Below are 20546 nucleotides of genomic sequence, written 5' to 3'. Positions count from 1 at the left end.
GGTTCTGCCGGTACTTCTGCCGGTTACGGGCGGGGTGCCGTGATCGCCTCGACCTCGCTGCCGGTGCTGCCGGCGGTCGCGCACGGGTTCACCGCGTCGCGCACGATCCGCAGGGACTCGAGGAGCTGATCGAGCTGATCCGGTTCGAGCTGGCCGATGAACCACTGCTGGACCAGTTCGAGGTGGCCGGGCAGCACTTCGTCGAGCCGCTCCAGCCCGGCCTCCGTGATCACCGCGTACGAGCTGCGCCGGTCGCTGGGGCAGGCCTCGCGGCAGACCAGGCCGTCGCGATCCATGCGGTCGACGACGCGGGTGACCCCGCTGGTGGACAGCGAGGTCTGGCCCGCGAGGTCGGTCATCCGCAGTCGCTGACCGGGTGAGCGGGCGAGGCGCATCAGCACCTCGAACTCGACCGTTGACAGGTGGTGCTGCTCGAACTGCGCGGCGAAGCGGGTGGTCAGGCCCGTGTACGCCTCGGCGAAGAGGCCGATCGCCGTGAACCGGGGGTCATCGAGGTTGATACGCACGAGACCAGCGTAACACCGGGCACTTGACAGATGGAATATTGCGGAGCGTATAGTTGCTACGTCAATTAAGTGAACCACCGAGGTGCCGGGCCACTAGGCCGGTACCCGCTTCCGAGAGGACATAGTCATGACCGAGTCCGTCGCCACCACCCGCGAGTTCCAGGGCCTGCAGATCCCGACCGCCGGCACGTACGAGCTCGACGCGGCGCACAAGCGCGTCGGCTTCGTGGTGCGCCATCTCATGGTGAGCAAGGTCCGCGGCGAGTTCGCCCAGGCGAGCGCCACCGTCACGATCGCCGAGGATCCGCTGCAGTCTTCGGTCGTCGCGACCATCCAGACCGCCAGCGTCTCCACCGGCCAGGCGGACCGGGACAACCACCTGCGTACGGGCGACTTCTTCGAGGCGGAGAAGTTCCCGACGATGGAATACCGCAGCACCGGCATCAAGTCGTTCGAGGGCAACGAGTTCGTTCTCGACGGCGAGCTGACCATCAAGGGGATCACCCGGCCGGTCGCGCTCACGGTCGAATTCGAGGGCGTCGGGCGCAGCCCGTACGGATTCGATGTCTTCGGTTTCAGCGCCACCGCGGAGATCGACCGCGAGGACTGGGGTCTGACTTACAACATGGCGCTGGAAACCGGTGGCGTCATGATCGGCAAGAAGGTCAAGCTCGAGATCGAGGGCGAGGCCATTCGCCAGGGCTGATGTCCGATTCGATCGCCAACGGCGCCGTTCCCGAGGGGGAACGGCGCCGTTGTGCATTCGCCGGCACCGCTAGCGGGTGACACGGCAGGGATGGCAAGGTGAACCGAACGCGTGCGTTCGCTCACAGAGTGGTGATCGAAGTCCGCTTTTGTCCCTGTTGTGGAAGTAGGCAAACCACCTACCCGTGAGAAACTCACGCCGCACCGTGCCGGGAGGGCAGATGGGCAAGGACCTCTCCGACGCAGCCTTCTCCTCAGAGGATCGTGCCCGGTATCGGCAGAAAGTTCGCCGGTGCCTCGACGTACTCGCTCTGATGCTCGACGCCGCCGCGTTCGAGGGCGAGAACCGGATGACCGGTCTCGAAATCGAACTCAACCTGATGGACGCCGACGCGGAACCCGCGATGCGCAACGCCGAAATCCTCGCGAACCTCGGCGACCCCGCGTTCCAGACCGAACTCGGGCAGTTCAACCTGGAGCTCAATGCCCGGCCCCGGCCGATCCACGGCGACGGCTTCGGCGAGTACGAGCAGGCCATCCTGGAAAGTCTGGGCCGCGCCGAGGACCGGGCCGAGAAATCCGACAGCACCATCGTGCTCGTCGGCATCCTGCCCACCCTCGGGCCGGAACACCTGGTCGCGAGCAACCTGTCCGCCAACGAGCGCTACCGCGCGCTCAACGACCAGATCGCCGGGGCCCGCGGCGAGCAGTTCGCGGTCGACATCCGCGGCATCGAGCGACTCCAGGCGGCGAACGACTCCATCGCCCCGGAAGCCGCCTGCACCAGCGTCCAGTTCCACATGCAGGTGCCGCCGGACCGGTTCGCCTCGTACTGGAACGCGTCGCAGGCGCTGGCGGCGGTCCAGGTCGCGATCGGGGCCAACTCCCCGTTCCTGTACGGCCGCCGCCTCTGGGCGGAAACGCGGATCGCCCTGTTCCAGCAGGCCACGGACACCCGGCCGGAGGAACTCAAGGCGCAGGGCGTACGCCCACGGGTCTGGTTCGGCGAGCGCTGGATCACCTCGGTGTTCGACCTGTTCGAGGAGAACGTCCGCTACTTTCCGCCGCTGCTGCCGGTCCTCGACGACGAGGACCCGGTCGTGGTCCTGCACGACGGCGACGTACCCCAGCTCGGTGAGCTCCGGCTGCACAACGGCACGGTCTACCGCTGGAACAGGCCGGTCTACGACGTCATGAACGGCCGCCCGCACCTGCGCGTGGAGAACCGGGTCCTGCCCGCCGGGCCGACCGTGGCCGACATGATGGCCAATGCCGCGTTCTACTTCGGGCTGGCCCGCCAGCTCGCCGAGGAGGAACGCCCGGTCTGGACGCAGCTGTCGTTCGCCGCCGCGGAGGACAACTTCCACTGCGCGGCGCGGCGCGGGATCGACACGACCGTGTACTGGCCGCGGGCGGGCGAGATCGCGGTCACCGACCTGGTCCTCGACGAGCTGCTGCCCAAGGCCAGCGCCGGCCTGGACAAGTTCGGCGTCGCCCCGGCCCATCGGGATCGGCTGCTGGCCATCATCGAAGGCCGTTGCCGTTCCTGCCGCAACGGCGCCACCTGGCAGACCGAGGCGGTGCGGGCCGGCGAGCAGCGCGGGCTGGACCGGCGGGCGGCCCTGCACGAGATGCTGCTGCACTACCTCGCACTGCAGCACACCAACGAACCGGTGCACACGTGGCCTGCTGCGTGACGTCCGTCCACTGTGCTCGGATCAGGTGTCGGCGTCGGGCTGACCCGAGCGGCGCCCGAGGCGCCGCAGCAGCCCCCGCTTGGACTCGCCGCCCGTGGATTCCGGGTTGATCTCGGCTACTGGCGGTTCGGCCGGTGGCGGTGCGACCGTGGAATCGGCACGGCGCCGTTCCGCTGCCGGGGCGGCATCGGCCGCGGCGGACGATGCGGCGGCGCGGCCCACCGCCTTCGACGAGGACGGGTTGGCCACCGGGGTCGGGCTGGTGTCGGAACGCGGCGTGGTCGGTGGCGGCGCGGTGGGCGGAGGCCCGGTCGGCGGCGGCGCGCTCGGCAGCGACGACAGAGGTACGGGCGACGCCCCCCGCCCGGCAACCGCGTCCGGCGCCGCCTTCCCCCGGGCGGTCTCCTTCGGCGTGGGTCGGCCCGATGCGCCCGTACCCGATGTGCTCCGGTCCGCTTGTGCCTGACCCGCGGTCTGGCTCCGTTGTTCCGGACCCGCGGCCTGGCTCGGTGTCTGCTCCGTCGCCGGGGCCTGAGTCGGCGGTGCCTTCCGGGGCGCCTTGCCGGTGGCAGCCCGGCCCGTGCCCTGCCTGGTGGCGGATGCCTTGCCGGTCCCGGCCCTGCCCGCGGCCGCCTTGGCCGGCGTTCCCTTCGCTGTGGAGGCGGTGGCGTCACCGGAATCCCCGGTCGGGCGCGATGCCGACTCGCTTCGGTCCGATGACGCCCGCGACGCCTGAGTCCGGGCGGCGTCAGGCTCGGGCGCGTCGTCCCCGGTGGCCTTGCCCGCGGAAGCACGGGCGGCGGCCGCGCGTTCGGTGGCCCGGCGTGGTGCGGCCGCGGTGCTCGCGCCCGTCTGCCCCGCGCCGCCGCCGGGATTTTCGTCGGCCGGACCGGCCTGTGCCGGGATGGTCACACCCGGCCGGTCCAGTCCCTTGACCTGGGCCCGCCACTGCGCCGCCGCCACGGTCGCCGCGGAACCGGCGAGCCCGGCGACCACCGCGTACGGGGCGATCAGGTAGGCCGAGTCGATCGAGCCCAGCGACCCGGTGAGCTGCGGAGCCAGCGCGAGGAACGCGGTCGCCACGAGCAGCGGCCCGACCGCACCGGACGCGGCGGCCCCGACCCCCCGGTCGCCGCGGCGCACCGCGGGGACGGCCCCGACCACTCCGAGGATCGCGGCGACCAGCAGCGTGAGTAACGCGCTGGGTACGGCCACGATGCCGTACCGGGTGCCGGGCGTGGCGAACTGCCAGCTGTTCAGGTAGGTGGCGGACGACCGGTGCAGCGTCAGCTCCACCACCACCGCGGCAGCGGCGAGGGTCCACAGCCAGACCGCGGTGGCGACGAGGTTCGCCGACGCGGGCCGAGACACCACTGCCCAGTACGCGACGACGAGCCCGAGCAGCACGCCGAGCAGCGCGTAACCCGCGGCGACCGTCTGCGGCGAAAACGTGTCCGGCCGTACCGCCGCGCGGGCGGGCAACGCGATGAGCGCGACTGTGAGTAGCGCCCCGACTGCGGCGGCGATTGCCAGCACGAACCGCCAGGGGCCGCCGGAACGCACCCGCATCCGGCCGGCGAGCACCGCACCGAACACGGTGGCGCTCGCGGCGATCCACGTCGCCCAGCCGAGACTGCCCAGCCAGACGCTGTCGTCGACGCCCGCGGTGGTCGGCCACTCGACCACGCCCAGTCCGTACCCGAGGCCGAGCTGAGCCGCGCCCGTCCCCGCGGCGATCCCGGCCGCGGCGCCGGCCTGCACTGTTCTGCCCCTCTCGGCCATGCGGGGCACTGTAGCGGTAGGTGACGATGCCTGCTAATCCGTTGCGGTCCGCCGCAACAAGGTCACGCAGCGGCTTTGCCCGCGGGATGCCGTGTAGCGCGCCCAACATTGGATACGTTGAGCCTCGGCAGGATGCGAGGGAGAGGATCCGGCGATGTCCGACGAGCAGGGGCGACGCCGCGAACCCGACGACAGCGGCCCTGGACCGGACGAGACCGGCCCGGGAGCCCGGGGAATTCAGCCGGACGAGGGGCCCCGATCGGGCGACGATGCGACCACGGCGCACCCGGGTCCACCCGGCGACACCACCGCGATCACGCCGACCCCGTCGGACGGCGACGCGACCAGGCAGATGCCGGCCGCGGCGGACCACGATGCGACCACGGAATTGCCGGCAGACGGCGATGCGACCACGCGGATGCCCGCCGCGACCGATGGCGATGTAACCACGGAAATGCCCGCCGCGACGGACGGCGACGCGACCAGGCAGATGCCGGCTGCGGCGGACGGCGATGCGACCGCCAAGCTGCCGGCTGCGGCGGACGGCGACGCGACCGCTGTGTTGCCGGGCACCGGGGCGGACCGCGATGCGACCGCGGTCCTGCCCGGCACGCCCGGCGGCGGGGCCGGGTGGGGTGCTGCCTGGGCCGGTCAGGCCGGGGTGCGCCCGCCCCGGCCCAGCGCCGCGATCGGCGACACTCGGGAGCAGTGGGCGGTCCCGGCCGAGCGCAAGCCGCGCGGCAGATGGTGGATGCCCGTTCTGGTGGGGATCGTCGTGGTGGCGCTGCTGACGCTGCTCGGCTGGGGGGTCTACATGATCCTCCAGGCGGTGAACCGTGACGAGACGCCGGCTCCGGTGGCGACCACCTCGGCGCCGACGCCGGCATCGACGCCGCCGTCCACAGCTCCTTCCACACCGCCGTCGACCGCACCGTCCACGACGGCCACCCCCGGCACGCCCGCCACCACGGAGCCGACCGGTCCCACGAGCGTGACCATTCCGGCCCTCAAGGGCCTCTCACTGCAGGATGCGATCCAGGCCCTGGACCGTACGGGTCTGGCGTACCGGGTGCGGTTCGTCCGTAGCGATGCGCCGGCCGGGACGGTCATCGACAGTGATCCCGTCGAGGGTCAGCAGGTGCCGTCGGACACCACCGTCACGTTGATCGTTGCGTCCCCGCCCTCGCCGTCCGCTGCGCCGTCATCGACGCCGACGGGCACCTCCGGCCAGCCCGGCAAGGACTGACCGGCGGATTCCGTACCGATCAGCGGTTGGTGCGCAGTGCTCGCGCGGGGACCGCACCGGAGGTCATGCCCGGCTGCCGGCCGTTGCGGGCGCGTGGGTCGGGTGCCTTGCCGACCTGACGCAGCCCGTTGGCCTGTACGAAGATCGACCGGCGTTCGACGGCGTCGCCGGCGGAGTTGAGCTCGTATCCGTCGAGCCAGACCCATCCCTCGTACGTCGGCCAGTCGTGAACCCTGATCACCCGGAACAGCATCGGCGCGGAGAATTGGACGCTCGCGGCCTTCGTCACGTGGATGACATCACCGGACCGAGGAAGCACGTCAGCTCCTGTTCTGATCTCGTCTCGGGGTGAAACGTTAGGCTGCTGCACAGTGGACGCAGATGCTCCAGTGTGCCCAGGTCATGCTCATTTGCAACCATCCGATGATGCCAATCATCTGGCGGTTACGGAAACGTCGCCTCCGCCGGTCGGGCTGAAGTCGCAGGCGGTCCGGGAACCACTTCCCGGCGGGGGTCCACCCGGGACCAACGCTCGACCGACGCCCCGCGAAACGGCGTCACTTTCTGCGTGCGGTGCATCGGCCCGGCCGCCTCGCCCAAGAACGTTTGTGACGCGCGGCCTACAGAAAGATTGCCCTACCGATCGGATCGATGCAAGTTGCATGTCAGCCGTCCGTGATTATTTGATCACGGAGGATGCTTGAAGGATCAAGAGATCAACAGACAGACTGGCATCGACGCCGCCGTCGGGGGGATACCGTGTCGATCCCTCGTAGATGTGGCGCAGTTTTCCGGAGGTCAGTGTGATCCAGCGCCGCAGTCCCACGATCCGTCGCCGTCGGCTCGGGGCTGAGCTTCGCAAGTATCGCGAATCCGCCGGTGTCACGATCGACGTGGTGGCGGAGCGAATCGGATGTTCACCGTCGAAAGTGTCCCGGATCGAAACCGGGCACACGAGTGCCACACCTCGTGACGTAAAGGACATGTTGGACATTTACGGTGTCGACGTGGCTGCTACCGAGGAATTGGTGCAGATTGCCCGGGAGGCGCGGCAAAAGGGTTGGTGGCACCCGTACAGCACCGTGCTTGTGGGGGCATATGTCGGGCTTGAGGCGGCTGCGTGTTCCGTTCGTGCGTATGAGCAACAGGTGATTCCCGGGCTGTTGCAGAGTGAGGAATATGCGGCCGCGATGATCCAAGCTGCTCGATCGGGTGACACACAGATGGAAATCAACCGCAGAGTCCACGTCCGCATGGCTCGGCAGTCGTTATTGATCCAGGACGATCCGATCGATCTTTGGGTGGTGCTCGATGAAGCCGTACTGAGTCGCCCGGTCGGCGGCGACGAGGTGATGCGGGATCAGCTCGTACGCTTGGTCGAGGCAGCGAAGTTGCCGAACGTGACCCTCCAGGTGTTGCCGTTCGCCGTGGGGGCGCACGCCGGCATGGACGGGACCTTCGCGATCCTCGACTTCCCGGACGACCAGGACCCGGCCGTCGTGTACGCGGAGAACGCAACCGGCGGGCTGTTCCTGGAGAAAAGCGACGAACTGCAGAAGTACAGCTCCATCTTCGACACCATCCAGGCGACCGCCCTCACCCCCGAGGCGTCCACGGAGATGATCGAAATGCTGGTAGAGGAGCCATTGTGGAAATTGAGACCAAGGGTTTCCGGATCGATCTGAGCCGCGCACAGTGGTTCAAGAGCACCCGTAGTGGACCGAACTGCGACAACTGCGTCGAGGTCGCCTTCGTGGACGAGGCGATCGCGGTGCGCGACTCCAAGAATCCGGCCGGCCCCGCCCTGATCTTCACGGCGGCCGAGTGGGACGCATTCGTCGGCGGCGCGAAGGACGGCGAGTTCGACCTCTGAGTTCGTCGTTCCGGCACCGCGCGGCCGGCTTCCCCGGTCACCCGGCCCGGAGAAGTCGGCCGCGGGTGAATGCGGATGCCGTACGTCCACATTTCACCGCCCGCGTCGCCGTCGCCCGACCGCACCCCGCCTCGTTGAACGCTCGAAGCGCGGACCGGACCGCGTGGACCCGGTTAATGCTGCGCAACGGCGGGCGGGCGCTACACAGCGAAGCGAGGCAGGCGGACGATGACCATTTCCGAGAATCTGAACAATGGCGCCTCCTCGGCGCAGGACCGGTTCAGCGGTGGGGTGAACGCGTACCGGCAGAACCGGCGGGACGGGCTGGCCGGTGACGCCGATGCCGAGCTGATCGGGCGCGGTGGTCCGCCGAGCCTGCCGCCCAGTTTGCCGCCGAGTCTGCCCTCAGGCCTGCCGATCCGCTCCCCGGGAATGTCGCAGAGCCTTGAACCGACCAGCGCACTGGACCGTGCGGGCAAGCTGCCGTCGCTCGACCTGCAAGGCCTTTCCGAGCCGGTCTTCCCGCCGTGGGGTGAGCCGAGCCGGTCGCTCGTACCCAGCATGTCCATGTCCATGGCGGACCACCCGTTGCTTCGTGGTCTGCTGCTGGAACTGCCGCCGCGCGGCACCATGCCGCCCTCGGACTGGCTGGACCGCTGGTTCGAGGCGGCGCGGTCGATCCTCGAACTCCTCTACGTGCAAGAGGCCAAGCGCGGCTGAACCGGACCCCGGCGCCGGAGGATCCGAAGATCAGCCGATTCGGGTCGTCCGGCGCCGGATCGGCGCGAGAACCAGGAGCCTGAGCCGGCTGTGCCGCAGGGCATGCCGTACGCCCACGGCGACCATCGCCAGCCCGGCCAGACCGATCGCCATCCCGGCGACCGTATCGCCGGGTACGGCCACCACCCCGCCCGCGATCGGCAGCCCGACCAGCGCCGCGATACCCGTGGCCTGCAACGGCGCGGCGATCAGCGGGTGCGCGGCGGCCGCGCGCAACGCGGGCGGCATGGGGGCGCGCGGCGCGGTGCTGAACGTGCCCGCCCCCCGCCGCAGGGCCAGGAGCCGCCGCAGCGTCGTACCCAGCACGACCGCTGCGGGAATGGCCGGCAGCAGCACCGCCGCGGGAGCCGCGGACGGCCCCGGCATCGCTCCCGCCACCGCGGGTACGGCGAGGAACACCACGAATCCGGCGGTGACCAGCACCGTCAGCGTCCCGGCGCGGCGGCGGAGTTCGCGGGCGGAGCCCGCGGCCGGCAGGCCGTCGGCGAGTAGCCCGGCGGCAAGCCAGATCACGGCCAGGGCACCCGCGAGTGTGAGATCTGCGGCGACGGTCATGGTGACAGCCTTCACCCGTCAGACGCGCCGCGAAACCGGGTGATGTCCGGACCCGGCACCCGTAGGGGTCCGGGAGTGTGTCAATCCAACGGGCGATGTGGCTGTCGTCGAGCAGACGAGTGTCCTAGTGTCGACTGCCAGTTGCCGACGACCGCACCCGGCACCGCGGACCCGACCTGGGGAGGTCGGCCGGGGTCCCACGAATGATGCAGGGACCCCGGCACCGGGCCGCGGTGCAGGCTGGGCCGCCGGTCAGGCCGAACGCTGGACTCGGGCCAGGCCGACGGCGCGACTGCGCCGAGACGGGACCAGGACATCCACTCCCGCGCCGGCGCCTTCCCCGGGCGTCGCCTCCCAGCCGCGGAGTTTGCCGGCGACCTTCGCCACCCGCGTGTCGTGCGGACCAGCGGCGAGGTAGAACAGCGACTCGTCCACCGTACGATCGTCCCCGCCCCAGCGGACGACTCCCTCGCACTCGGCCAGGATGTCCCGCAGCACCAGTTCCTGCAGGGGGAAGAACCCGCCCTTGGCCGCCGCGCCCGGGCGGATGCGGACCGCGGTCCCGGAGGCGAGGTTCGACTCCGGCAGGCCCTTGTGGAGAGTGCCGATCTCGCGCCAGCCGGCCAGGTCGATCCGCGGGATCTCCTCGATCTCGTAGTGGAACCGGCGAACGACGTGCAGCAGGATCGTCTCGACGTCACCGATCCACACGGCCACGCTCAGACCCGTGCCTTCCACCGGCCGGGTCCACACCTGGGAGTCGTGGTCCGCGTTCGCCTGGATCGTCCAGCCGTTGGCCGACGTCGCCGGGCGCTTCGGCTCGCGGCCTTCGACTGCCGACGCGGAAGCGGCCGGAAGGACCGAGCCGACGGCAGCGGTTGCGCCGGCGAATGCGGCGGTCCGGAGGACCGTACGCCGTGTCATCTGGTGATTCATGTATCCCGTGCCTCTTTCCGAGGTCGTCAGAACAGTTCCTCACCTACCGGCGCGGCTGAGCTTGTTGTAGTTCTCCAGCACGTTGTACAGGCCGACCAGTTCCCGTCCGTACTGCTCCGCACCGTCACCGGTGCCGTTGTAGCGGGCGAGCAACTTCTGGGCGTCGGCCTGGCCGGTCGTCAGCGACGGACGGTCGATCCCGACCTGATGGGCGTTGTAGATCGTCAGGTACGCCGCGGTGGTGATGTTGTAGTTCGGGTCCTGCAGGCGGTCCCACACCGTACGTTTGTCGTTGCCGTTCAGTGGCGTGCCGTTGATGATTCCCTGCTGGATGCAGTAGTTGCGGGCCTCCATGGCCACCCAGGCGAAGATCTGTCCCCAGCCGGTGCTGCTGTCATCCTTCAGCCCGTGCCGGACGGCGTCGTCGGCGATCGGATCGAGCGCGTTCAGCTTCCGCAGTTCCCACAGCACCGGCGCCTGGATGAGTGCCTTGCGGAGCCTCAACTGCCGGGCCAGGTTGGTGAACAGCCAGTCCTTGTCCATGACGGCGTCGAACGCCTGCGTCGTGGTGATGGCGTCGTAGGTGACCCAGTCCTTGTCCGCGGTCCAGCCCTCGCCGCCGGTCTCCGGGACGCCGATCGAGGTGAGGTACGCCTGGACGTCGGTGAGCAGAGTCGCCCGGTACTTGGCCTTGTCCAGGTCGACGTCCAGATCGTCCGTGCGCGGCACCCCAGGGTCGAAGTCGCCCTGGCCCGTGTCGCGCCCGGAGGCGATGTTGTTGTCGATCTCGATCCTGCCGTCGCCGGAACCGACCGTGACCGTGGCGATCTGGTCGAACGCCCAGTTCGTCGGCAGCGGATAGCCGAGGTTGCCGGAGAAGCCGGACGACATGTCGGACACGAACGAGGTTGCTGCGTACCCCGCGTCGGAGACGCGCTGGCACACGTTGCGGGGACCGTAGATGCCGACGCCGTAGCCGGAGAGCTCACCGATGGTGCGCTGGATACCGCTGAAGTGCGGGATGATGTGGTCGGTGACCTCGCTGTCCAGGGCGTCGTAGTCGACCGCGAAATAGATGATCGAGCCCGGCTTGAAACCGTGGATCCGCGCCCATTCGATGGCGTTGGATGCGTCTGTGCACCCCTGCTCGTAGCGGAAGTAGTCAGCCGATCGGGACCACGTCTGATAGATCGGGAAGCAGCGCAGCCCGTACTGCTTGATCGTGTCGAGTTCGCCCGGCTGGATCTGCTTCTCCGGCAGGCTCGTGCTGGACGGGTTGTAGAGGTACCGGCCGATGTATTTGTAGCCGGCGGCGACCAGCGCCTGTGCCCGTGCCGACGTCACCTTCGTGACACCGTCGCACGCCTCGCCTTTGCGGGTCTGGTCGCCGTAGGAGACGAGCAGCGAGGCCCACGTCGGGAAGTCACCGGCTCCGGTGACGGGGAGTTTCGCGAACGACTGGAAATCGCGTACGGCCGCCTGGACCTCGGCGGTGAAATTGCCGAACGCGGTGTTGCGCCCGTTGAGCACCATGCCCGCGGTGAACAGTTGCGCCCACGCGCCGGTGGCGCCGGTCGTGACCGTGTGCGACTTGAGTCCGGCCTGGGTACCGGGCCCGAACACGCCGTTCGCGGTGCCGTCGGCCATGCCCAGCTCGTACTGGATGGCGAACAGCATGGACTTGGCGACATCGCGGGAGTGGTGGCCGTCGCTGGGGATGATGAAGAAGTCCCGGCGGTTGACGTAACGGCCGTTCAGCCATTGCTGAATGGACCGGATCGCGTCGGACCCGTTGTTCACCGTGACGTAGGCGTCCATGTTGAACAGCGCCTTGACGACCTTGGGTTCGAGGGAATTTCCCGGGAACGCCCCGTCGACCCCCATGTCCTGCTTCAGCTTCGCGACGGAAGCCTGGACCCGAGCGTTGTACTCGCCGTCGATACCGCCACCGTCGTAGCCCTTGCAGTACAGGGCGGACTGGAGAATGCAGCCGAACGCCCACGACGGAACGGTGGACTGATCGAGCTTGGGAAACTTCGTCTGAAGCGTCGAGAGCGTGGTCGGCCCGAACGTGTTCGACAACGCGGTGATGCCCATCTCGTACTGCAGCGCCCGGGTCAAGGCGTACATCGTGGTCCAGCCCGTGCGGCCGTCCTCCTCCAGCTTCGATATGCCGAGAGTGGCGCCGTTGTTGTACGTGCTGTTGATGAAACGCTGAGCCCGGACGATCATGTCGTCGACATTGGACACCTGAGAAATACCCCCGCTTGTTCCGTCACGGCAGATTCTGATCTTGCCGTGGCGAAACGTAGCAGACGTATGGAAGGCCTTCGACGTGTCCGGCGGTCACCCGGCCGTCACACGGCGAAGCTGGTGACCGGCTCCGACGCGGCGGCCGGCGGGTCGGCCTTCCACAGGCCGGAGCGCTGCGCCCCCAGCCGGGCCAGGTACGCGGGGTTGAGCAGCACGTAACGCTTCCACAGCCGCTTGGGTTCCAGCCCGAGCCGCCACAGCCACTCCAGCGAGTACCGCTGCATCCACGGCGGCGGGTTCTTCAACAGCCCGGCGTGGTAGTCGAACGCGGCGCCCACGGCGAGCAGCGGCATGTCCAGCAGTGGCCGCATCGCGTACGCGAAGACCTCCTGGCGTGGGCAGCCCAGGCCGACCAGCACGATCCGCGCTCCGGACGCCTTGATCCGCTCGGCGATCTCCGCGGCCTCGCCCGGCTGCACCGCGCGGAACTTCGACGCCTCGACCCCGGCGAGCTTCAGCGCGGGGAACATCCGTTCCAGTGCGGGCACCAGGCGGTCCAGGGTCGGCTGGGTGGAGCCGTACAGGTAGACCGGAAGGCCCTCGGCGGCGGCGCGCTCCAGCACCTTGAGCGTGAGCGTGGGGCCGTAGACCCGGTCGGCGAGGTGCGTGCCGTGCACCAGGTTGAGTGCCCAGCGCACCGGCTGGCCGTCCGGGGTGACCAGGTCGAAGGAGTTGAGGCGGGCATTGTGCGCAGGGTCCTGCACGCCGGTCATGACGCCGTGCACCGCCAGCGCGGTGACCGCGTAGTGCCGGCGCTCGCGGGCGGCCGTGACGATCTGGTCGGTGGCGGCTTCGTAATCCACCGCGTCGACCAGCACGCCGAGGACGCTGCGCTTGCCCTGGGCGATCATGGGGCCGGGACCCATTTGTCGACGTTCGCCTCGTGGATCTCGCGCAGGATCATCGGAACGTCGTACACCTGCTTCCAATCCGGGTAGTCGGCCTGGAAAGCGGCATTGGAGCCGATCCACCACTTGTGGTCGCCGATGCGGTTCTGCTCCACGTACTCGGTGATCATCTGGTGGCCGCTGATCTGCTCCGCGATCGCGAACGCCTCCAGGTGCGAGCTGTTGGAGAAGCGGCCGCCGCCGAGGTTGTAGACCGCGGCGCTGCGCGGGTTGCGGAAGAACGCCTCGAACGCGGTCAGCACGTCGTGGCTGTGGATCGAGTCGCGCACCATCTTCCCCTGGTACCCGAAGATCTTGTATGTGCGCCGTTCCATGTTGCAGCGCATGACGTAGCCCAGGTAGCCGTGCAGCTCCGTCGCGGAGTGCGCCGGGCCGGTCAGGGTGCCGCCGCGGAACACGACGGTCTTCATGTCGAAGTACCGGCCGTACTCCTGGACCATGACGTCCGCCGCGACCTTGGAGGCGCCGAACACCGAGTGCAGGCACTGGTCGATCGACATGTCCTCGGTGATGCCCTCGTAGTACGGGTGGTCCGGTGCCAGTTCCCAGCGGGTCGCCTGCTCGGTGTAGGGCAGCGAGTTGGGCCGGTCGCCGTACACCTTGTTGGTGGAGCAGTGGATCACCGGGGCGTCGATGCAGTGCTCGCGCACGTTCTGCAGCACGTTGAGCGTGCCGACCGCGTTCACGTCGAAATCGGTGAACGGATCGCGGACCGCCCAGTCGTGCGACGGCTGCGCCGCTGTGTGGATCACCACTGCGATGTCGCGGCCGTAGTGCGTGAAGATCTTCGCCAGCGCGTCCCGGTCGCGCAGGTCGATCCCCTGATGGGTGTACGCCGCGCCGAGCTCGTCGGTGAGGCGCCGCACGTTCCAGGCGGTGGACGCCTCGGGGCCGAAGAATTCCTGCCGCATGTCGTTGTCGATGCCGACCACGTCGAGGCCGAGCCCGGCGAAGTGCCGGACTGCCTCGGAGCCGATCAGACCACCGGAACCGGTTACCAGGGCGACTGCCACGTACGACACTCCGAGTCTGCGGGGATGGGGAAAACAGAGGCGAGCATAACGCGGCGGCCCGCGCACCTGGCTTTTCACTCGAATGGGCCGAGTCGTGGGCGGGCCGGACTGATCAACGAAGAAGGGCCCCGCGGTGACCCGCGAGGCCCTGCATCATGGTGGGGATGGGGGGAGTTGAACCCCCACGTCCTTTCGGACACACGGACCTGAACCGTGCGCGTCTGCCATTCCGCCACATCCCCGTGGCCTTGTTGCCGATTACTAGCTGCGACAGACTACGCTGTCCCACGTCACACAGCGAGCTATATCGCCCCGCGACGCCAGGAGAGATTAGCACGGCGGCGTGGGCAGTCATACGAGGGTCAGAAGTGCCGGCAGCACTTGGCGCGAGATGCGCAAGCGGCCGCCGGATACCATCATGTCCTCGGAACCCGAGGAGGAGCCGGTGAGCGTGCTGCAGCGCTTCGAGAAGCGGTTGGAAGGCCTGGTCGAAGGGGCCTTCGCGAAGGTGTTCAAGGGTGTCGTGCACCCGGTGGAGATTCTGAATGCCATGCAGCGGGAGGCCGAGGCACACAAGGCCATCCTGGCGGGTGGCCGCACGCTGGTACCCAACCGGTACGTGATCGACCTCTCGCCGTATGACCACAGCCGGCTGGCGCCCTACGCGGCCGCGCTGGCCCAGGAGCTGGCCCAGTCCCAGGCGGAGTTCATCGGCGAGCAGGCCTGGACGGTGTACGGCGACGTCATCGTCGAGATCGAGCGGGGCGACGGGCTGGACACCGGCATGTTCCGGGTCACCGCGGAGGTGTACACCGGTGGCGAGGTCGCCCCGGTGCAACAGCCCTCGTACGACGCGGGCCCGCCGGCGTACGCGCCGTACGACCAGCAACAGCAGGGTGGCTACCAGCAACAGGGGCACAACGGGCGCAGCGTCGGGCTGGTCTCGGGCGACGGCCGGACGTACCCGTTGCAGATGGGCTCGACCGTCATCGGACGTGGTGACCAGGCCAACCTGCGCCTGCCGGACGTCGGCATCTCGCGCCGGCACGCCCGGCTCGACTACGACGGCAGCCAGGTCGTGCTGACCGATCTCGGCTCGACGAACGGCACGATGGTCAACGGCCAGCGGGTCTCCGCAGTGGCGCTCAACCCCGGCGACATGATCCAGCTCGGCACCACCACGCTGACGTTCCGAGTGGACGGCTAGCCACCTTGCCCGCATTCGTCCTCACCGTCGCCCGGTTCGGCTTCCTGATCCTGCTGTGGATCTTCGTGTTCACGGTGGTCGGGGTCATCCGCCGGGACCTCTTCGCCGGGGTGCGCTCCAAGAGCATCGTCGCCAGCCCTCGGGGGGTGGGTGGCGCGGTGCTGCAGGGCCGTCCGGCCAAGGCGAAACGCGGTAAGGCGGCACGTCAACTCATCGTGACCGCCGGTCAGCTGGCCGGGACGCGGATCACGCTGGGTGAGGCACATATCACAATCGGTCGAGCCGAGGACTCGACCCTGGTCATCACGGACGACTACGCGTCGGCCCGGCACGCTCGTCTGGTGCCGCGGGACGGTCAATGGTTCGTCGAGGATCTCGGCTCGACGAACGGAACCTATCTCGATCGCGGTAAGGTCGCCGGACCCACTCCCGTCCCCCTTGGCGTGCCGATTCGCATCGGCCGCACGTCTCTCGAGTTACGGCCATGACCCTGACCCTGCGCTACGCCGCCCAGAGCGACCGCGGTCTGATCCGAGACGGAAACCAGGATTCCGTCTACGCCGGACCGCGGCTGCTCGCCGTCGCCGACGGCATGGGCGGCATGGCCGCCGGTGACGTCGCCAGCAACATCGTCATCGCCGCCATGGCCCCCCTCGACGAAGACGTGCCCGGAGACGCGCTCGTCGACGCCCTGCGGCACGCCGTCGGCACGGCCAACCAGCAGCTCCGCGACACCGTGGACGCCAACCCTCATCTGGAGGGTATGGGCACGACACTGACCGCGGTGCTGTTTTCCGGCAGCAAGTTCGGCATGGTGCACATCGGGGACTCCCGGGCGTACCTGGTGCGCGGCGGTGAATTCGCCCAGATCACCAAGGACGACACGTACGTGCAGATGCTGGTCGACGAGGGGCGGATCAGCCCCGAGGAGGCCAGCAGCCACCCGCAGCGCTCGCTGCTCACCCGCGCCCTCGACGGCCGCGACATCGACCCCGAGTACTCGGTGCGTCAGGTGCTCAAGGGTGACCGGTACCTGATCTGCAGCGACGGGCTCTCCGGCGTGGTCAGCGCGGAGACCATCGCGGAGAGCATGCGCACCATCGCCGACCCGCAGGAGTGCGTGGAGCGCCTGGTGCAGCTCGCCCTGCGCGGCGGCGGCCCGGACAACATCACGGTCGTGGTCGCGGACGCGACGGACGCCGACATCGTCGAGCAGGCCCCGATCGTGGGTGGCGCCGCCGCCCGGGACCGGGGCAACGCCACCCGGGCGGACAGCTCCAGCGCCGCGGCCCGCGCCGCCGCCCTGCAGGCACCCCGTCCGGCGCAGCCCGAGGGCGCCGTGTACGACCGGGAGGACCCGGAGCCGAGCCGGCACCCGGTGCGCACCAGCCTCCTCATGTTGCTGCTGCTCGCCACGCTGGGCGGCGGCTTGTGGCTGGGCTGGCAGTACACCCAGGACCAGTACTACGTGGGCGCCACCGACGGCGGTCAGCTCGCCGTCTTCCAGGGCGTACCGGGACAGATCGCCGGTCTTGATCTGTCCAGCGTCGACCAGACCAGCACCGCCCGCCTCGACGACCTCACCACGGTCGCGCAGGAACGCGTCAAGCAGGGCATCCACGCCGACAGCAAGCCCGACGCGCAGCACCGCCTCGCCGAACTGACCAGCGACGTGCCGACCAACCCCAACCTCAAGCCGATCTGCGCCACCACCGCGCCGACCGAGACCGCGACACCCACGCCGTCCGCCACGCAGAACACCCCGTCGCCCCCGGCGGAGAAGACCACGTCGCCCGCGGCAGGGAAGACCACCCCGCCGGCGGCCGGGAAGGCCTCGGCTCCCGGCCGGACCATCACCCCGTCCACGTCGGCATCCGTGCCCGTGACCACCCCGGACGCTCAGGCCTCCGACCCGACCCCGCCGGTCGTCGACCCGGTCGGGTGCCGGACGGTCGGCTGAGCGCCCGCACACCGAAGTCTGGGGACCCCTTCTTGACCGCGCCCGCCGTACCGGCTGCCACACCCGCCACCACGGGTGAGATGTCGCGTATCCCGGGAATCAAGACCCGGCGCAACGCGGAGCTCGGCCTGCTCGCGTTCGCGATGACCCTGGTCGCCGTGTTCGCGGCGACGGTCGAGGCGAACCAGCTCGGCACGGTCAGCTCCGCGTTCTGGGTGCCGGCGGCACTGCTCGGCCTGCTCTTCTTCGGCCTGCACATGGTGGTGCGGTTCACCGCCCCGTACGCCGATCCGGTCCTGCTGCCGGCGGTGGCGCTGATCAACGGCATCGGCGTGGTGTTCCTGCGCCGCCTCGACCTGGCCAAGGCGATCGCCACCAAGCAGCCCATCCCCGGGGTGTTCGCGCTGACCGGTGGCCGCCAGCTCGCCTGGACGCTCGGCGCGCTGATGCTCGCGGCGATCCTGCTGCTGGTGATCCGCGACCACAAAGTCGTCTCCCGATACGCGTACACGCTCGGCCTGGTCGGCATCGTGCTGGTGATGCTCCCGGCCGTGCTCCCGGCCAGCCTCTCCGAGGTCAACGGCGCGAAGCTGTGGATCAAGCTGGGCGGGTTCTCGATCCAGCCCGGCGAGTTCGCCAAGCTGGCCCTGGTCTCGTTCTTCGCGTACTACCTCGTGCGCAAGCGTGAGGTGCTGTCGCTGGCCAGCCGCCGCTTCGTCGGCATCGACTTCCCGCGCGGTCGCGACCTCGGCCCGGTCGTCACGGTGTGGCTGCTCTCGCTGCTCGTCCTCGTCTTCGAGAAGGACCTGGGCACCGCGCTGCTGTACTTCGGCCTGTTCGTCGTCACGCTGTACGTGGCGACCGAGCGGGCAAGCTGGCTGATCATCGGCCTGGTCATGTTCTTCGGCGGCGTGTACGTGGCGTACCTGCTGGGCGCCGCGATCGGCGGCCCGTTCAAGAACTTCTACGACCGCGCGTCGATCTGGCTCGACCCGTTCAGCACCCAGTTCTACAACCGGCCGGTCGGCGGCAGCTACCAGCTCGTGCAGGGCCTGCTCGGGCTCGGTACGGGCGGGCTGTTCGGGTCCGGGCCGGGCGCCGGGTCGCCGGGCCAGGTGCCCGAGGTGCGTACCGACTTCATCTTCGCGGGTCTCGGCGAGGAGATCGGCCTGTTCGGGCTGTCCGCCCTGCTCGTGGCGTACCTGCTGATCGTGGAGCGGGGGCTGCGTGCGGCGATCGGGGTGCGCGACTCGTTCGGCAAACTGGTCGCGGGCGGTCTCGCGTTCACGCTCGGGTTGCAGATCTTCGTGATCGTCGGCGGCATCACCGGGCTGATCCCACTGACCGGCCAGACCACCCCGTTCCTGTCCGCCGGTGGCTCGTCGCTGATGGCGAACTGGCTGCTGATCGCCATGCTGTTGCGGATCTCGGACGCGGCACGCCGACCCGAGACCGGAGGCGGCCCGGCCGCCCCGGCCGGTGGTGGGCTCATGCAGCCGCCCGCGCAACTGCACGGAGCCATGACGGAGGTGATCAAGCCGTGAACGCACCACTGCGCAAGGCCGGCGTGGTCATCCTCGTCCTGTTCGGGCTGCTGTTCATCAACCTGAACTACGTGCAGGCGTACAAGGCGGACGACTACCGCACCAGCGACTACAACGGCCGGGTCCAGGTCGCCGAGTACGAGCGCCCGCGCGGCGTCATCGAGGTCGGCGGTCAGGCCCTGGCGGAGAGCAAGCCGACCGGGGACACGCTCAAGTACCTGCGCGTCTACCCGAGCAAGCAGGTCGAGGCGTGGGCCCCGGTGGTCGGGTACAAACCGGTCAACGGCGCGGCCACCGGTATCGAGCGCAGCGAGAACGAGCTGCTCGCCGGCACCAGCGACACCCTGTTCGCGGACCGGATCAGCGACATGTTCACGGGCGACAACACCGGCGGCGGCAACGTCGTGCTGAGCCTCAAGACCGATGCGCAGAGCGTGGCGTACCGGGAACTGGTGAACAACAAGCGGGGCGTCGGCAAGGGCGCCGCGGTCGCGATCGACCCGCGTACGGGTGCGATCCAGGCCATGGTGACCATGCCCAGCTTCGACCCGAACCCGCTGACCAGCCACGACAAGAAGGTCGCGCAGGCGGCGTACACCAAGCTCATCAAGGACGCGGATCAGCCGTTGCTGAACCGCGGGCTCAACGAGACGCTGCCGCCGGGCTCGACGTTCAAGACGATCATCTCCGCCGCCGCCCTGCAGAACGGCTACGACGTGGACTCCGAGCTGCCCGCCGGCTCGGTGTACAAGGAGAGCGGCGCGGTGATCCGCAACGCCGAGGACGAGGTCTGCCCGACCGCTCAGGTCACCCTCAAGGAGGCGCTGACCGACAGCTGCAACACCGCGTTCGCGCAGCTCGGCGTCAAGCTGGGCGCCGACAAGGTGAAGCAGACCGCGCAGGCGTTCGGCTTCGAGACCGATGACCTGACCGTGGGCAACCTGAAGGACGGTGGGCTGCCGGTCGCCGCCAGCCACACCGGCAAGATCCAGAACCCGGACGGCAGCACGGACAAGGGTGCCCTCGCCCAGTCCTCCATCGGTCAGCGCGACGTCCGCATGACCACGCTGCAGGGCGCCCTGATCGCCGCGACCGTGGCCAACGGCGGCAAGCAGATGCGGCCGTACCTGGTGCAGCAGCAGCTCGGCCCGGACCGGCGTCCCCTCTACACCGCAAACCCGCAGACCCTGCGCACCCCGATCGACGGCACGGTCGCGGGCAAAATGCAGGAGATGATGGTCAGTGTCGTCGAGAACGGCACCGGCAAGAACGCGCACATCGACGGCATGCGGGTCGGCGGCAAGACCGGCACGGCACAGAACGCCGAAGGGAAGGACCCGCACGGGTGGTTCGTCGGCTTCGCATTCAACGATCAGGGTGAGCCGGTGTCCGCGGTCTGCGTCATGCTGGAGAACGTGCCCGGCGGCCATGCCAGCGCCGAGGCCGCGCGGATCTCCGGGCTCATCATGAAGGCCGCGGCGGGTCGGGGAGGGGACTGAC

The 20546-nt window shown here is 69.2% G+C and carries 19 protein-coding genes and 1 tRNA gene; 11 read left to right on the top strand and 9 right to left on the bottom strand.

Going from position 1 to position 20546, the window contains the following annotated elements; all coding sequences use genetic code 11:
* Positions 1-23: 23 nt before the first annotated feature.
* Positions 24-527 carry a MarR family winged helix-turn-helix transcriptional regulator gene (locus ACMCNK_RS21145; RefSeq protein ID WP_412738119.1) on the bottom strand — a complete coding sequence of 168 codons (504 nt, stop codon included), beginning with the start codon at positions 525-527 and terminating at the stop codon, positions 24-26.
* 127 nt (positions 528-654) lie between these two features.
* Between ACMCNK_RS21145 and ACMCNK_RS21140 the strand changes: the two genes are divergently transcribed.
* Both ACMCNK_RS21140 and ACMCNK_RS21135 read left to right on the top strand, forming a co-directional pair.
* Positions 655-1233 carry a YceI family protein gene (locus ACMCNK_RS21140; protein ID WP_412738118.1) on the top strand — a complete coding sequence of 193 codons (579 nt, stop codon included), beginning with the start codon at positions 655-657 and terminating at the stop codon, positions 1231-1233.
* A gap of 220 nt (positions 1234-1453) precedes the next feature.
* Positions 1454-2929 (top strand): glutamate-cysteine ligase family protein, encoded by a 1476-nt coding sequence (locus ACMCNK_RS21135; RefSeq protein WP_412738117.1) that lies wholly within the window; start codon positions 1454-1456, stop codon positions 2927-2929.
* A 21-nt stretch (positions 2930-2950) separates the two neighbouring features.
* On the opposite strand, the gene ACMCNK_RS21130 is transcribed toward ACMCNK_RS21135, so the two are convergent.
* The gene (locus tag ACMCNK_RS21130; RefSeq protein ID WP_412738116.1) at positions 2951-4711 is read right to left on the bottom strand and encodes a Hansenula MRAKII killer toxin-resistant protein 1; all 1761 of its coding nucleotides are present in this window, start codon (positions 4709-4711) and stop codon (positions 2951-2953) included.
* A 154-nt stretch (positions 4712-4865) separates the two neighbouring features.
* Here ACMCNK_RS21130 and ACMCNK_RS21125 point away from each other — a divergent pair, with 154 nt between their 5' ends.
* The gene (locus tag ACMCNK_RS21125) at positions 4866-5957 is read left to right on the top strand and encodes a PASTA domain-containing protein (protein WP_412738115.1); all 1092 of its coding nucleotides are present in this window, start codon (positions 4866-4868) and stop codon (positions 5955-5957) included.
* 19 nt (positions 5958-5976) lie between these two features.
* On the opposite strand, the gene ACMCNK_RS21120 is transcribed toward ACMCNK_RS21125, so the two are convergent.
* Positions 5977-6276, bottom strand: coding sequence for a hypothetical protein (locus tag ACMCNK_RS21120; RefSeq protein WP_412738114.1), 300 nt, complete (start codon positions 6274-6276; stop codon positions 5977-5979).
* 484 nt (positions 6277-6760) lie between these two features.
* On the opposite strand from ACMCNK_RS21120, the gene ACMCNK_RS21115 reads away from it, so the two are divergent.
* From ACMCNK_RS21115 to ACMCNK_RS21105, 3 genes are all read left to right on the top strand, one after another.
* Complete coding sequence (locus tag ACMCNK_RS21115; protein ID WP_412738113.1) at positions 6761-7642, top strand: helix-turn-helix domain-containing protein; 882 nt, start codon at positions 6761-6763, stop codon at positions 7640-7642.
* Positions 7612-7830, top strand: coding sequence for a DUF397 domain-containing protein (locus tag ACMCNK_RS21110; protein ID WP_412740937.1), 219 nt, complete (start codon positions 7612-7614; stop codon positions 7828-7830). Before ACMCNK_RS21115 ends, ACMCNK_RS21110 begins: the two co-directional genes overlap by 31 nt.
* A 228-nt stretch (positions 7831-8058) precedes the next feature.
* A complete protein-coding gene (locus ACMCNK_RS21105; RefSeq protein WP_412738112.1) occupies positions 8059-8550 on the top strand; it encodes a hypothetical protein in 492 nt (163 codons plus the stop codon).
* A gap of 30 nt (positions 8551-8580) precedes the next feature.
* Here the strand turns inward: ACMCNK_RS21105 and ACMCNK_RS21100 are convergent, their stop codons facing one another.
* The 6 genes from ACMCNK_RS21100 to ACMCNK_RS21075 all read right to left on the bottom strand — a co-directional run bounded on the left by ACMCNK_RS21100 (position 8581) and on the right by ACMCNK_RS21075 (position 14577).
* Complete coding sequence (locus ACMCNK_RS21100) at positions 8581-9165, bottom strand: hypothetical protein (RefSeq protein WP_412738111.1); 585 nt, start codon at positions 9163-9165, stop codon at positions 8581-8583.
* A gap of 252 nt (positions 9166-9417) precedes the next feature.
* A complete protein-coding gene (locus ACMCNK_RS21095; RefSeq protein ID WP_412738110.1) occupies positions 9418-10089 on the bottom strand; it encodes a hypothetical protein in 672 nt (223 codons plus the stop codon).
* Between the two features lie 51 nt (positions 10090-10140).
* A complete protein-coding gene (locus ACMCNK_RS21090) occupies positions 10141-12351 on the bottom strand; it encodes a glycoside hydrolase domain-containing protein (protein ID WP_412738109.1) in 2211 nt (736 codons plus the stop codon).
* A gap of 107 nt (positions 12352-12458) precedes the next feature.
* Positions 12459-13265 (bottom strand): WecB/TagA/CpsF family glycosyltransferase, encoded by an 807-nt coding sequence (locus tag ACMCNK_RS21085; RefSeq protein WP_412740936.1) that lies wholly within the window; start codon positions 13263-13265, stop codon positions 12459-12461.
* A complete protein-coding gene (locus ACMCNK_RS21080) occupies positions 13262-14335 on the bottom strand; it encodes an NAD-dependent epimerase/dehydratase family protein (RefSeq protein WP_412738108.1) in 1074 nt (357 codons plus the stop codon). Before ACMCNK_RS21080 ends, ACMCNK_RS21085 begins: the two co-directional genes overlap by 4 nt.
* A 156-nt stretch (positions 14336-14491) precedes the next feature.
* A tRNA-Leu gene (locus ACMCNK_RS21075) sits at positions 14492-14577 on the bottom strand.
* 176 nt (positions 14578-14753) lie between these two features.
* On the opposite strand from ACMCNK_RS21075, the gene ACMCNK_RS21070 reads away from it, so the two are divergent.
* The 5 genes from ACMCNK_RS21070 to ACMCNK_RS21050 are packed head-to-tail and all read left to right on the top strand — an operon-like array spanning position 14754 to position 20545.
* Entirely contained in the window at positions 14754-15542 is a 789-nt protein-coding gene (locus tag ACMCNK_RS21070) for an FhaA domain-containing protein (protein WP_412738107.1), read from the top strand.
* A gap of 5 nt (positions 15543-15547) precedes the next feature.
* Positions 15548-16030, top strand: a complete 483-nt coding sequence (locus ACMCNK_RS21065; protein WP_412738106.1) for an FHA domain-containing protein — start codon at positions 15548-15550, stop codon at positions 16028-16030.
* Positions 16027-17502 carry a protein phosphatase 2C domain-containing protein gene (locus tag ACMCNK_RS21060; RefSeq protein WP_412738105.1) on the top strand — a complete coding sequence of 492 codons (1476 nt, stop codon included), beginning with the start codon at positions 16027-16029 and terminating at the stop codon, positions 17500-17502. Before ACMCNK_RS21065 ends, ACMCNK_RS21060 begins: the two co-directional genes overlap by 4 nt.
* Positions 17503-17534: 32 nt before the next feature.
* A complete protein-coding gene (locus ACMCNK_RS21055; protein WP_412738104.1) occupies positions 17535-19046 on the top strand; it encodes an FtsW/RodA/SpoVE family cell cycle protein in 1512 nt (503 codons plus the stop codon).
* Positions 19043-20545 carry a penicillin-binding transpeptidase domain-containing protein gene (locus tag ACMCNK_RS21050; protein ID WP_412738103.1) on the top strand — a complete coding sequence of 501 codons (1503 nt, stop codon included), beginning with the start codon at positions 19043-19045 and terminating at the stop codon, positions 20543-20545. The genes ACMCNK_RS21055 and ACMCNK_RS21050 overlap by 4 nt, the downstream gene beginning before the upstream one ends.
* The last annotated feature ends 1 nt before the right edge of the window (position 20546 follow it).

Source organism: Krasilnikovia sp. MM14-A1259 (assembly GCF_047159535.1).
GTDB lineage: Bacteria > Actinomycetota > Actinomycetes > Mycobacteriales > Micromonosporaceae > Actinoplanes.
This window is presented reverse-complemented; position numbering and strand designations above follow the sequence as displayed.